The following is a 15,097-nucleotide window of genomic DNA, read 5'->3' on the forward strand; positions in this document are numbered from 1 at the left end:
AGTTTAAAAGCTACTTTCTATCCGTCTTTCTTTAGAGTGAATGTAAACGCTTCAAATAATACAGAAAGATGAAATTTTGATATGGTTGGATATAGATTAAAAGATCTTTTGAGTGAAATAAACGGAACAAATTGGTATTGGATTTATAGGCTTGAACGTGATAATAGGAGGACTACAGGACATGTTAATGTGAGATATTATAATGGTGCCTTATTGATAAACTGGGATGTACATAGCCTTAGAGTGCGATTTGGAGATAATCCTCCATTAAGTTTTAGTGATACAATAGTTGTGGATTTCGAAAATGATATGATTATTATCAGGGATAGCGGTTGGGAAATTTATTTAGATACAACATCATAGGATTTATTAGTTAACATTTCCGAGCTAATACACTAAAAGTAAAAGAGATTTTGAAAGGGAGACACTGTAAGTATGAAAAATAATTATGATGATTATTTAAACTTAATGTTTGATAAATCCATAATTGCAGATTTAAAAGGAAAAAATCAAGAAGAGAATCCTAGTTTGGAAAATGTTGATGAATTAGCTGATTATCTTATAAATTATGTGAAAAGGCATTATACTATCTATGAATACTATGTTTCTCCAAATATCTCCAATTTTTATAGTAAGCATAGAAAGTTTACAAGATTCATTCTTATATGTCTTTCTTTGTTTGATTCTGAAAGTAATATCAATACTCTTTTAAAAAAATATAAATTTAATGAAGATTCGATATGGGAAATCGAACATATTATTCCTCAAAATCAGTACTTCAATAAATTTAATAAAAAAAATTCTAAGCTGAAAAATAGAATCGGTAATCTGACTTTGTTAACCAAAAAAACAAATCAAGAGATTAGTAATGGATCATTTGCTAAAAAGAAGGAAAGTTTAACTTGTGAGGAAAAATATTTAAAAATTAATGATATCTTTAAAATAGATAAGGTGCATATTTCAAAAAAAGATATATGTGAGCGAGAGAAGGAAATAAATAAATCTATATATGATATCTTTATAAAAGATAGAGGAAAATTATTGCAAGATAAATTACATGAATTTATAGATGCCCAAGGATAGAATCGGTGTTAATTGGCATTCAATTGCTTATAGATTTTAACTTTAACTTTTCTCATCTTTTATAAAATCCATATCTTTCATACAATTTGGTGAGGGTTTACCTTTGCAGATTGTATAGAGTCAATGAAGATGCTGGGGAAAAAGTCTTGGAAATCAGAAGAACGCATAGTATCAGGTGTTGAATAACCTTGATATTATGCGTTTTATTGTTGGAAGATTTACTTCATTTTCTCCTGAAATTGAGTTTTTTGCCTAATATACTATTTGCTATAAAATAAGTGCAATCAAGTCATAACAAGGAATCTATCAGAATTTCCAAACTACCGGTAAATTAGATAAAAATAATTATCGGAGGAAAGGTATTATACTATGATGATTCAACTAAGCGATTTAGGTCAAGTTTACCTTGTTTGTGGCGAGACATATAGGTGGCAGAGAATAGACTCCTTAGTCTATTTAGTTAAAAGCTAATTGGAATTAGATCTCTTTTCAGGGCAGGGCTTGCTCTTTTGTGGTGGACGCATACGTTTTACCTGATATTTACTCGATATTCTCGAGAAAAATTCCAGGAGCTACAATGAATATAAATCAACTGATGTGATAGGAGATGATGGATTTATTTTATAGGTAGGGGAGGAATCGCTTTTTTTGTCCTTGATTCACTAATATAATAACATATTATACATATTAAAAATTTTTAATTTTATTTGATGAGATAAACGGGTTTATAGTTGTTTAATTATGTCGAAAATGGTATAATTGAGATGTGATAGCTGTGATAGCTGTGATAGCTGTGATAGCTGTGATAGCTGTGATAGCTGTGATAGCTGTGATAGCTGTGATGTTATTTGCTGATAGCAATCATCATAGCGATTTTTATAGCTTAACTCTTTTTAAGGAGTTGAAGTTATAAAGATTGCTTTTTCTATATTATATTGCCCTTAGGAGGACAAATGGAACACAAATCGAATTCATACAAAGTAAATCGACAGCAACGTGAAAAAGTTTTGCGCTTTTCTATTCGTAAATACAGTTTCGGTGCCGCTTCAGTTGCTGTTGCAGCGCTGATGTTTTTGGGCGCGCGCGTTGCTAGTGCGGATAGTGTAGTTGAAAACACTCCAAAATCTACTGCGGGTGTAGTAAGTCCTAAAGATGAGGCCAAGTCGCCTCAAGGTATTGCGGAACCTACTGGAAACAAAGTAGATGAAGTAAATAAATCCTTGGAAACTCAAGCGCCTACAGTTGATAAAACTAAGTTGAGAAAAGTAGTTGAAGAACTAAATTCTCTTCTTTCAACTAAATTAAACCTTGACGAGTCAGTAGTCTCACCTATTAAAGATAGACTTCAAAAAGGAAAAGAAGCCCTAGAAAGTTCTGAGCTAGCTCAAAAGGATATTGATGAGCTTGTAGAACTCTTGTCTAAAGATGTGACAGTCTTATCAGCTGCTGCTAAGGAATCAAGTGAGGTTCAAGTAGATAAAACTGAAAAGCAGGCTGACAACCTAGCGAGTGCATCTTCTTCTGAAGTAAGAGCAAGCGAAGAGAGGCAAACTGTATCAGCTAAAAAAGAAGCCTTGAAAGTATCTGTAGATCAATTGCAGGCAGCTGTTTTGGAATTGCCTGAGCATGAGACAAGCAAAGAAGTTCTTGAAAAAGCCAATGAACTATTGGGATTGGCGCAAGAAGTTCTTGAAAACACAACAGTTTCTCTGAATGATGTTGAAGAAATGAACAAACTTGTGAAGAGAATGTTTAATTCTGTTAAAAATGCTACAACACGTTTGACTTCAGGTGCTCGTGACTCACGTAATGGTCAAAGTATGGGACAAGGTTCTAATCTAAGATCTGCACCTATTGATAAAACGACTAAACGTGGGAGTCTTGGGATAGTTGTAGCGGACTCTGGATTTATCACAGGATATGCAACGCCATCTTCAACAATTGAAATTAAGAGAAATGGCCAAAAGATACTTACGTCTAAACTAGATGATACTGGAGCTTTTAAATTAAATGCACCAGGTATTAAAGTGGGAGATAAAGTTGAATTAGTAGTCAATGGTCAAAGTGTTTATAATACTACAGTAAGTCAAGTAGACACAGTGGCATTCAATGATAGTTTAGCTGGTGTAGCTCAGGTTGATGGATATACAGCGTCAGAAGCTGATGTTGAAATATCAATTGGTGGGAAAAAATACACGACTAAATCTCAATCAAACGGATATTTTACAGTTAATGTAGACCCTAAGTTGATGGTGAAAGGTGCTACTATTACAGCCGTAGTCAAAAAGAACGGAAAAGAAGTAGGACGTGGAACAAGTAACGTTCGTGAAACAAGAAAAACAGACTTTGGTGTTGGTTGGAATAAAAACCCAATGCTTAACTATTCAGAGCGTGATGTATATTCACCAGATACCAAGCAATATGCCTTCGTAAGTGTAGGGACTGCTGATAAAGCCTACGATAATATTCGTGTGTATCGTGAAGAGCGTATCGAAAAAGATGGAAATAAATATTATTACTGGATCGTAGATTCAGGTCCAGCGGAAAATGCTCTTGCGGGTTCTTCTAAGAAAATATCACTTGCTATTCCACGTACTGTAGGAGATCCGTATGACTTCACTTATACAAAATATAAAGATGGAAGTCAAATATCTCATCAAGAGTATGCAAGTGCATCAAAATGGGAGTATGAAAACACGTTTTCTCGAGCTTATGTTAAAAATGGTGAACGCCGTTCAGGGTCAACTTATGGTGAAAATATAGGTTCTTGGATGGACTATGCTCATCCTGATAATAGTTGGAGAAAAAATATTTATCGTGATTCTAGAAAAGATGGTACCGATCGTAATCCAGATGCAGCTTCACGTGTGAAAGATATGTACGGTATTACAACAGGTGGTTTAATTTATAACCTTGCTAGAGGGGTAATCGAAGATAAACTGAACGTCGTTGCTGGTCAACGTACAATTATTACTTTCAAAACAAAAATTCTTGAAGGTGATGAGTTAGATCAAAGCATTATGTCGGATTGGGGTAATAAAAATAAAAATAATCCGATGCTTGCGGATATTAAAAAACGTTTAGCGAATGATCCGTATCTTGCCTATGGCGGATACTCAACAGATGGGCTAATTCGATATAGAAACGGTCAAAACGCCATTATCGGTACCTTACCACTAAAACCTGAAGAAGCCGCTAAATACGACTTAAAACCAAAAGCTAAACCGCAAAGTACTAAAGTAGGGGTCATTCCAGACGCTTACAACAGTATTGCGAATCCAAATGAATTACCTGCAGGTACAACATATCGTTGGTTTAAAGATCCAGATGTATCAAGACCTACAGCACCAAATGCACCTGTGTATGGTAAAGTGGAAGTCACTATTCCTGAACGTGGAAAATTTATTGTTGATGCACCAGTGCATGTTGTAGATGACAAAGCTCAAACACCAGTAGCAACAGCTAAGGATAATGGGGATGTAACTGCAAAACCACAAGATTCTAAAAAAGTAGACAAAATCAAAGTAAGCTTTACAGGTGAAGATAACAAGCAAAAAACAGCTGAAGGAACTAAAGGAACAAACGGTAAATGGACTGTAAATAATCCAGATGTTCGAATTGATGCCAATACTGGGGAAATTACAATTCCAGCTAATAAAGTTAAAGACTTGACAGAAGTAACTGCAGTTACGAAGAATGGAAATGGTGCGGATTCAGATCCAGCTAAAGCAACTGCGAAAGATGTCCAAAAACCACAAGCTACTTTAAATGGTATTACGCTAACAGAGACAGCCAATACACCAATCTTTACAGTCTATCGTGGTGCCGACTTTAACCCAGAGCTTAAAGTATGGGATAACTCAGGAAAAATCTCAAAAGTAACAGTTGGAAATCTTCCTGGCGGAGTAAGTGCTTCTAACTTTACAGCCCAAACTGGTAAAGATGGAAGTTCAGAAGATAAGAAGTATAAAACTCGCTTGTCTTCGGGTAGAGTATTAGATACTCAGACATTAGGAGAACATACTGCTACTCTTCACGTAGAAGGAAGTAGTGCTACTGACAGTCGTGACTTGAAATTCAAGTACCGTGTTGTGGATATTACAACAAAAAATCTTGAAAATGGTGTCGCGAAAGTACCAGTAGGTTCAACTTTAAATGTACCAAATAGCCGTACAAATGTTGATGCTCATAATTATCTTAAAGTTGTAGATAGCCAAGATCAAAGCGATCGTGGGAATAGCCACTTGCCTCAAGGTATGACTTGGACGTGGAAAGCTGGAGACAACTTAGATCCAGGTACTACATTAGACAATTCAGGGAAATATACAAGAAATGCTACAGCGCAATTCCCAAGTTCTGTAACAGATAACAATAGTACAACTAGAACAACATTTGCACCGACAGAAATCAAGCGTCCAGTAGTTCTTGCGGTAACACCGACAGCACCTAGTGTAGTAGCCAATGAAAATGGTAGTGTAACAGTTACCCCACCAACACGTCCTAATGGTACTACACCGCAAGATATTGATACAATTACACTTACTTATACACCAACAGGTAAGACTACACCAGAAACTGTAACAGTTGCAAAATCAGGAAATAACTGGACAGTCAATGGTAAGACAACCGATAAAGTATCAGTAACTCCAGCAGGTGTTGTAACAATTTCTGATCTTGAAGTTGCGGATGGTAAAGAAGTAACTGCAAAAGTTTCTAAGAGAATTGATAATAATGTAGTTCTTGAAAGTCCAGTAGCTAAAGTAACATCAAAATCTTCTAAACCAGCTAAACCAGTAGCAACAGCAAAAGACAATGGTGATGTTACAGGTAAACCACAAGATCCAGCAAAAGCAGATAAAATTACTGTAAGCTATACTGGAGAAGATAATCAACCAAAAACAGCTGTTGGAACTAAAGATCCGAAAGGAAAATGGACAGTAAATACTCCAGAAGTACAAATCAATCCAAATACTGGAGAAATCACGATTCCGGAAAATAAAGTAAAAGACGGAACAGAAGTAACAGTAGTTACGAAAAATGGAAATGGTACTGATTCAGATCCAGCAAAAGCAACAGCGAAATTTTCTAAGCCAGCTAAACCAGTAGCAACAGCAAAAGACAATGGTGATGTTACAGGTAAACCACAAAATCCAGCAAAAGCAGATAAGATTACTGTAAGCTATACAGGGGAAGATAATACTCCGAAAACAGCTGTTGGAACTAAAGATCCGAAAGGAAAATGGACAGTAAATACTCCAGAAGTACAAATCAATCCAAATACTGGAGAAATCACGATTCCGGCAGATAAGGTGAAAGATAACACAGAAGTAACAGTAGTTACTAAAAATGGAAATGGTGCTGATTCAGATCCAGCAAAAGTAACTGCAAAAGATGTGCAAAAACCACAAGCTACTTTAAATGGTGTTCCATTAACAGAAACAGCTAATTCACCAATCTTTACAGTCTATCGTGGTGCTGACTTTAACCCTGAATTGAAGGTATGGGATAACTCAGGTGTGATTTCCAAAGTAGAAGTTAAGGGAGGACTTCCAAAAGGAGTAACCACTTCTACATTTACATCTCAAACAGGAAAAACTGAAGCAAATCCATATGCAACTCGCTTGTCTTCAGGTACTGTATTGAATACTGAAACTTTAGGAGAACATGAAGCTACTCTACATGTTGAAGGAAGCAGTACTACTGATAGCCGTGATTTGAAATTCAAATATCGAGTGGTTGATATTGAGACTAGAAACCTTGAAAATGGTATCGCAAAAGTACCAGTAGCTTCAACGTTGAATGTAGCCAATAGTGGTAAAAATATTGATGCTCATAGATATCTTAAGGTTGTAGATAGTGAAGATAAAGCAGATCGTGGAAACAATTATTTACCAAGTGGTATGACGTGGACATGGAAAGCTGGAGATAAATTAGATTCAGGAACAACACTAGATAACTCAGGGAAATATACTCGAAACGCAACAGCAGTATTCCCGGATACTAGCAAAAATTCTATTACGGATGTAAATAGTACAACTAGAACAACATTTGCACCCGCAGAAATTAAGCGTCAAGTAGTGTTAGCAGTAACGCCAACAGTGCCTAGCGTAGTTGGACATGAGAATGGTAGTGTGACAATTACCCCACCAACACGCCCTAATAGTACTAATCCACAAGATATTGATACTATCACCCTTACTTATGTACCAACAGGTAAGACTACACCAGAAACTGTAACAGTTACAAAATCAGGAAATACTTGGACTGTAAATGGTAAGACAGCTGATAAAGTGTCAGTAACCCCTGCAGGCGTTGTGACAATTTCTGATGCTGAGGTTGCAGATAAAACAGAAATAACTGCAAAAGTTTCTAAGAGAATTGATAATGTAGTTCTTGAGAGTCCAGTAGCTAGAGGAACAGCAAATGGTAGTTTGGGAGCTGAAGTTACTCCACCAGCACCAGTTCTGGAAAAAGAAGAAACTACGCCAGTTACAGTAGTAACACCAAACAAACCAGGTTCAACAATCACCACAGAAACACCAGTCAATGGATTGACAGTAGATGGCGATGGTAACTTAACTGGTACACCAACTGTCACAGATTGGGGACCAAAAGAAGAAGAACGTAAAGTTACGATCCCAGTTAAAGTTAAACATGGTGACGAGGTAGTTCCTGTAAATGTTCCAGTTACTATCCAACGCGATACAGATGGAGACGGAATTCCAGATAAAGTAGACACAGATGATGACAACGATGGAATTCCAGACAAGGATGATGCAAATCCAAAAGTAGCTGATAAATTAACAGGAGAAACAACAGGAAAAACTGTAAAAGAAAAAACACCTGTCCCAGCAAATACTAAGGTAGTAACACCAAACAAACCAGGCACAACGATTTCAGTAGATGGTCCAGTAAATGGTTTAACAGTGGATAACGGCGGAAATCTAGTAGGAACACCAAGCGTCACAGATTGGGGACCAAAAGAAGAAGAACGTACAGTAGAGATTCCAGTTAAACTGAAACGTGGAACAGAAGAGACTGTTGTAAAAATCCCTGTAACTATCCAACGCGATACAGATGGCGATGGAATCCCAGATAAAGTAGACACAGATGATGACAACGATGGAATTCCAGACAAGGATGATGCAAATCCAAAAGTAGCAGATGGATTAACAGGAGAAACAACAGGAAAAACTGTAAAAGAAAAAACACCTGTCCCAGCAAATACTAAGGTAGTAACACCAAACAAACCAGGCACAACGATTTCAGTAGATGGTCCAGTAAATGGTTTAACAGTGGATAACGGCGGAAATCTAGTGGGAACACCAAGCATCACAGATTGGGGACCAAAAGAAGAAGAACGTACAGTAGAGATTCCAGTTAAACTGAAACGTGGAACAGAAGAGACTGTTGTAAAAATCCCTGTAACTATCCAACGCGATACAGATGGCGACGGCATTCCAGATGTGACTGATCCAGATGATGACAACGATGGAATTCCAGACAAGGATGATGCAAATCCAAAAGTAGCAGATGGATTAACAGGAGACACAACAGGAAAAACTGTAAAAGAAAAAACCCCTGTCCCAGCAAATACTAAGGTAGTAACACCAAACAAACCAGGCACAACGATTTCAGTAGATGGTCCAGTGAATGGTTTAACAGTGGATAACGATGGAAATCTAGTAGGTACACCAACTGTCACAGATTGGGGACCAAAAGAAGAAGAGCGTACAGTAGAGATTCCAGTTAAACTGAAACGTGGAACAGAAGAGACTGTTGTAAAAATCCCTGTAACTATCCAACGCGATACAGATGGCGACGGCATTCCAGATGTGACCGATCCAGATGATGACAACGATGGTATTCCAGACAAGGATGATGCAAATCCAAAAGTAGCTGATAAATTAACAGGTACAGTCACAGATCCAGGAAAAGTGAAAGAGAAAGCACCAGTACCGCCAACAAAAGTTGTGACACCAAATAAACCAGGTTCAACAATCACTACAGAAACACCAGTCAACGGTTTAACAGTAGATGGTGATGGTAACTTAACTGGAACACCAACCGTAACAGATTGGGGACCAAAAGAAGAAGAACGTAAAGTTACAATCCCAGTTAAAGTTAAGAATGGTGATGAAGAAGTCGTTGTGGATGTTCCAGTTACAATCCAACGTGATACAGATGGCGACGGTATTCCAGATGTGACCGATCCAGATGATGACAACGATGGTATTCCAGACAAGGATGAAGAGAAAAATGGAACAGATCCTAAGACACCAACAACTCAAACTCCTACAATCGATATCACACGCAAACCAAATGGTGATGCAGTAATAACACCGAAGAAACCAGATGGCTCAACCTACCCACCAGGAACAGTAGTAGAAATTCCAGGTAAGGATGGTAATCCAATTGTCGTTACAATCGGTGAAGATGGTTCAGGAATAGTTCCAAATGACAAGTTACCTAAAGGTGATTTACCAGGAAAAGGTACAGTAACAGAACCGAATAAAGAACCATCACAACCAGTGCCAGTAACAACACCAGCTCGTAAGAACCCGACAATCAAAATTGAACAAGATCCTAAGACGGGTGATGTTACAGTGACACCGAAGAAACCAGATGGCTCAATCTACCCACCAGGAACAGTAGTAGAAATTCCAGGTAAAGACGGAAACCCAATCACAGTAACAATCGGTGAAGATGGAAAAGGAACAGTACCAAACAGTGATCTGCCAGAAGGAGATATTCCGGGAACAGGTAAGATTATTGAAAAAGGGAAAACACCTGAAGAAGTTCAAGTGAAGACACCTAAAAAATTAGATCCAAATGAACCACAAACAGAGCAACCAGTCTCAATTGATATTACTAGAAAACCAAATGGAGATGCTATTGTAACACCGAAGAAACCTGGAGTGGGAGGAACATATCCACCAGGAACGAAGGTAGTTATTCCGGGTGATAATGATACTCCAATCGAGGTTATCATCGGAGAAGACGGTTCAGGAATAGTACCGAATGATAGTCTTCCAAAAGGAAAAATCGAAGGAGAAGGTACAGTAACAGAACCGAATAAGAGACCATCACAACCAGTGCCAGCAACAACTCCAGCACGTAAGACTCCAACCGTAGACTTGGAACAAGATCCTAAGACTGGTGATGTTACAGTGACACCGAAGCAACCAGATGGCTCAATCTACCCACCAGGAACAGTAGTAGAAATTCCAGGTAAAGGTGACAAGCCAATCACAGTAACAATCGGAGAAGATGGTAAAGGTAAAGTACCAAACAGTGAATTACCAGACGGTAAGGTTACAAAACCAGGTAAGATTACCGAACCAGGCAAACCATCAGTGGAAGTTCCTGAGGTCACAACCCCAGCTAAAGCAACTCCAACCGTAGACTTGGAACAAGATCCTAAGACTGGTGATGTTACAGTAACACCGAAGAGACCAGATGGGTCAACATACCCACCAGGAACAGTAGTAGAAATTCCAGGTAAAGGTGACAAGCCAATCACAGTAACAATCGGAGAAGATGGTAAAGGTAAAGTACCAAACAGTGAATTACCAGACGGTAAGGTTACAAAACCAGGTAAGATTACCGAACCAGGAAAACCATCTGTTGAAGTTCCTGAGGTCACAACCCCAGCTAAAGTAACTCCAACAGTAGAGTTGGAACAAGATCCTAAGACTGGTGATGTTACAGTAACACCGAAGAAACCAGATGGCTCAATCTACCCACCAGGAACAGTAGTAGAAATTCCAGGTAAAGGTGACAAGCCAATCACAGTAACAATTGGAGAAGATGGTAAAGGTAAAGTACCAAACAGTGAATTACCAGACGGTAAGGTTACAAAACCAGGTAAGATTACCGAACCAGGCAAACCATCAGTGGAAGTTCCTAATGTAACAACCCCAGCTAAAGTAACTCCAACCGTAGACTTGGAACAAGATCCTAAGACTGGTGATGTTACAGTGACACCGAAACAACCAGATGGCTCAATCTACCCACCAGGAACAGTAGTAGAAATTCCAGGTAAAGGTGACAAGCCAATCACAGTAACAATTGGAGAAGATGGTAAAGGTAAAGTACCAAACAGTGAATTACCAGACGGTAAGGTTACAAAACCAGGTAAGATTACCGAACCAGGCAAACCATCAGTGGAAGTTCCTGAGGTCACAACCCCAGCTAAAGTAACTCCAACCGTAGACTTGGAACAAGATCCTAAGACTGGTGATGTTACAGTGACACCGAAGCAACCAGATGGCTCAATCTACCCACCAGGAACAGTAGTAGAAATTCCAGGTAAAGGTGACAAGCCAATCACAGTTACAATTGGAGAAGATGGTAAAGGTAAAGTACCAAACAGTGAATTACCAGACGGTAAGGTTACAAAACCAGGTAAGATTACCGAACCAGGTAAACCAGCTGTTGAAGTTCCTGAGGTAACAACCCCAGCTAAAGTAACTCCAACCGTAGACTTGGAACAAGATCCTAAGACTGGTGATGTTACAGTAACACCTAAGAAACCAGATGGCTCAATCTACCCACCAGGAACAGTAGTAGAAATTCCAGGTAAAGGTGACAAGCCAATCACAGTAACAATCGGAGAAGATGGTAAAGGTAAAGTACCAAACAGTGAATTACCAGATGGTAAGGTTACAAAACCAGGTAAGATTACCGAACCAGGCAAACCATCAGTGGAAGTTCCTAATGTAACAACCCCAGCTAAAGTAACTCCAACCGTAGACTTGGAACAAGATCCTAAGACTGGTGATGTTACAGTGACACCGAAGAAACCAGATGGGTCAACATATCCACCAGGAACTAAGGTAGAAATTCCAGGTAAAGATAAGGATCACCCAATCACAGTTACAATCGGTGAAGACGGTAAAGGTAAAGTACCAAACAGTGATCTACCAGAAGGTAAAGCACCAGGAACAGGTAAGATTACCGAACCAGGTAAACCAGCTGTTGAAGTTCCTAATGTAACAACCCCAGCTCATAAGACACCAACACTAGATGTGAAACGAGATCCTGAGACAGGTGACGTTACATTAACACCGAAGAAACCAGATGGAACAACATATCCACCAGGAACTACGGTAGAAATCCCAGGTAAAGATGGCAAGCCAATCACAGTCACAATCGGTGAAGACGGTAAAGGTAAAGTACCAAACAGTGATCTACCAGATGTAGAAACACCAGGTACAGGTAAGATTACAGAACCAGGAAAACCAGCTGTTGAAGTTCCTAATGTAACAACACCAGCTAAATTCACACCAGAAACACCAGTAACTGAAAAACCAGGTAAGATTGAGATTACTCAACAACCAAATGGAAATGCGATTGTAACGCCTAAGAAACCAGATGGAACAACTTACCCATCAGGTAGCAGGGTAGAAATTCCAGGAGAAAATGGAACAACAATCACAGTAACAATTGGTGACAATGGTTCAGGTGAAGTACCAAATGACAACCTTCCTAAGACAAATGTCCCAGGTACAGGAACAGTAACAGAACCTAACAAGAAACCATCACAACCAGTGGATGTAACAACACCAGCTCGTAAGACACCAACACTAGATGTGAAACGAGATCCTGAAACAGGTGACGTTACAGTAACACCGAAGAAACCAGACGGCTCAATCTACCCACCAGGAACTACGGTAGAAATTCCAGGTAAAGGTGGCAAGCCAATCACAGTCACAATCGGTGAAGACGGTAAAGGTAAAGTACCAAACAGTGATCTACCAGATGTAGAAACACCAGGTACAGGTAAGATTACAGAACCAGGTAAACCAGCTGTTGAAGTTCCTAATGTAACAACACCAGCTAAATTCACACCAGAAACACCAGTAACTGAAAAACCAGGTAAGATTGAAATTACTCAACAACCAAATGGAAATGCGATTGTAACGCCTAAGAAACCAGATGGCTCAACATACCCATCAGGTAGCAAGGTAGAAATTCCAGGAGAAAATGGAACAACAATCACAGTTATAATTGGTGACAATGGTTCAGGTGAAGTACCAAATGACAAGCTTCCAAAAGGAGACTTGCCAGGAAAAGGAACAGTCACAGAACCGAATAAGAAACCATCACAACCAGTGGATGTAACAACACCAGCTCGTAAGACACCAACAATAGAGTTGGATCAAGATCCTAAGACAGGTGACGTTACAGTAACACCGAAGAAACCAGATGGCTCAACATATCCACCAGGAACTAAGGTAGAAATCCCAGGTAAAGATGGAAACCCAATTATCGTTACAATCGATAAAGAAGGTAAAGGTAAAGTACCAAACAGTGAATTACCAGACGGTAAAGTTCCAGGTACAGGTAAGATTACTGAACCAGGTAAACCAGCTGTAGAAGTTCCAGTAGAAACTCCAGCTAAGGTAACACCAGCAACACCAACAGATACAAATCCAGTTGCACCAGTGACACCTGATACGCCAGTCAAACCTGACACTAATGGAGGTTCTGGTCAAGATACACCTGCACCAGCTACTCCAACTCCAAATGCAGATCAGGTAGATACTAAGACTACTGTTGATAATGGAGCTAAGTCAAATGGTTCTCAAAATGTATTGCCAAATACAGGAACAGAATCAAATGCTGCTCTTGCCTCTCTAGGACTTCTTGGACTATTGAGTGGATTTGGACTTGTAGCTCGCAAGAAAAAAGAAGACTAAAAATTTAGTCAAATGAACATTCATTCTTTTGTATTTTAACAACGAACTAGATTGATTCCGATAGTTGTGTTATCCATAAAATACAAAGAATGATTAGATAAAGAAAGCGAACAATGCTAGGATTTTGTTAAACGGAATTCTAAGTATTGTTCGCTTTTTGTGGTATAATAAGTACTATGCAGAAAAAACCAACGTCAGCCTATGTGCACATCCCATTTTGTACCCAGATTTGTTATTATTGTGACTTTTCAAAAGTCTTCATCAAGAATCAGCCGGTAGATAGTTATTTAGAGCATCTGCTGGAAGAGTTTCGTTCTTATGACATTCAAAAGTTGTCAACCCTTTACATCGGTGGTGGGACACCGACAGCCCTGTCAGCGTCACAACTAGAGGTGTTATTGAAGGGCTTGACTGAAAACTTGGACTTGTCTGTCTTGGAGGAGTTGACCATTGAAGCCAATCCAGGTGACTTGGATGCGGATAAGATAGATGTGTTGAAGAACTCAGCTGTCAATCGTGTTTCGCTAGGTGTGCAGACCTTTGATGATAAGATGCTGAAAAAGATTGGGCGCAGTCATTTGGAGAAGGATATTTATGAAAATATCGACCGCCTGAAACTGGCTGGTTTTGACAATATCTCTATAGACTTGATTTATGCACTGCCAGGTCAGACCATGGAGCAGGTCAAGGAAAATGTGGCTAAGGCTATTGGACTGGATATTCCCCACATGAGTCTCTATAGCTTGATTTTAGAAAACCATACGGTCTTTATGAATCGTATGCGACGAGGGAAATTGCCTCTGCCTAAGGAGGAACTGGAAGCTGAGATGTTTGAGTACATCATTTCAGAGCTGGAGCGAGCAGGTTTTGAACATTATGAGATTTCCAATTTCTCAAAGCCTGGTTTTGAAAGTCGCCACAATCTCATGTACTGGGACAATGCTGAATACTATGGCATCGGTGCTGGGGCGTCTGGCTATGTCAATGGTGTTCGATATAAAAACCATGGTCCCATTCGTCATTATCTCAGTGCGGTTGAGGAAGGCAACGCTCGCATCACAGAAGAGCACCTGAGTCAAAAGGAGCAAATGGAAGAAGAAATGTTCCTAGGTCTCCGTAAGAAATCAGGGGTCTCTATGGCGCGATTTGAGGAAAAATTTGGACGGTCTTTCGATGGACTTTATGGAGAAATTGTCAGAGACTTGGTACAACAAGGTCTCATGCAAATAGAGGGTGACCGAGTTCGCATGACAAAAAGAGGTCTCTTTTTGGGAGACACCGTAGCAGAACGATTTATTTTGGAGTAGGAT

The 15,097-nt window shown here is 39.2% G+C and carries 5 protein-coding genes; 4 read left to right on the plus strand and 1 reads right to left on the minus strand.

Annotated features, from left to right (window positions below; translation table 11 throughout):
* Nucleotides 1-81 precede the first annotated feature (81 nt).
* Together QS39_RS05820 and QS39_RS05825 are read left to right on the plus strand one after the other, a co-directional pair.
* Nucleotides 82-363 (plus strand): hypothetical protein, encoded by a 282-nt coding sequence (locus tag QS39_RS05820; RefSeq protein WP_077804898.1) that lies wholly within the window; start codon nucleotides 82-84, stop codon nucleotides 361-363.
* Between the two features lie 72 nt (nucleotides 364-435).
* Nucleotides 436-1,083 (plus strand): HNH endonuclease family protein, encoded by a 648-nt coding sequence (locus QS39_RS05825; RefSeq protein WP_077804899.1) that lies wholly within the window; start codon nucleotides 436-438, stop codon nucleotides 1,081-1,083.
* A 735-nt stretch (nucleotides 1,084-1,818) separates the two neighbouring features.
* Here QS39_RS05825 and QS39_RS11330 read toward each other — a convergent pair.
* Nucleotides 1,819-1,944: a hypothetical protein gene (locus QS39_RS11330; RefSeq protein ID WP_257617709.1), complete on the minus strand. Its 126-nt coding sequence runs from the start codon at nucleotides 1,942-1,944 to the stop codon at nucleotides 1,819-1,821.
* Nucleotides 1,945-2,036: 92 nt separating this feature from the next.
* Between QS39_RS11330 and QS39_RS05830 the strand changes: the two genes are divergently transcribed.
* Together QS39_RS05830 and hemW are read left to right on the plus strand one after the other, a co-directional pair.
* Nucleotides 2,037-13,787, plus strand: coding sequence for a sialoglycan-binding domain-containing protein (locus tag QS39_RS05830; protein ID WP_077804900.1), 11,751 nt, complete (start codon nucleotides 2,037-2,039; stop codon nucleotides 13,785-13,787).
* A 176-nt stretch (nucleotides 13,788-13,963) separates the two neighbouring features.
* Nucleotides 13,964-15,094, plus strand: coding sequence for a radical SAM family heme chaperone HemW (gene hemW / locus QS39_RS05835; RefSeq protein WP_077804901.1), 1,131 nt, complete (start codon nucleotides 13,964-13,966; stop codon nucleotides 15,092-15,094).
* The last annotated feature ends 3 nt before the right edge of the window (nucleotides 15,095-15,097 follow it).

This window comes from Streptococcus mitis (assembly GCF_002005545.1).
Taxonomy (GTDB): domain Bacteria; phylum Bacillota; class Bacilli; order Lactobacillales; family Streptococcaceae; genus Streptococcus; species Streptococcus mitis_I.

Coding starts and splice junctions, on each gene's coding strand:
- QS39_RS05820 (WP_077804898.1), top strand. CDS start 82: ATGGTTGGATATAGATTAAAAGATCTTTTGAGTGAAATAAACGGAACA.
- QS39_RS05825 (WP_077804899.1), top strand. CDS start 436: ATGAAAAATAATTATGATGATTATTTAAACTTAATGTTTGATAAATCC.
- QS39_RS05830 (WP_077804900.1), top strand. CDS start 2,037: ATGGAACACAAATCGAATTCATACAAAGTAAATCGACAGCAACGTGAA.
- hemW (WP_077804901.1), top strand. CDS start 13,964: ATGCAGAAAAAACCAACGTCAGCCTATGTGCACATCCCATTTTGTACC.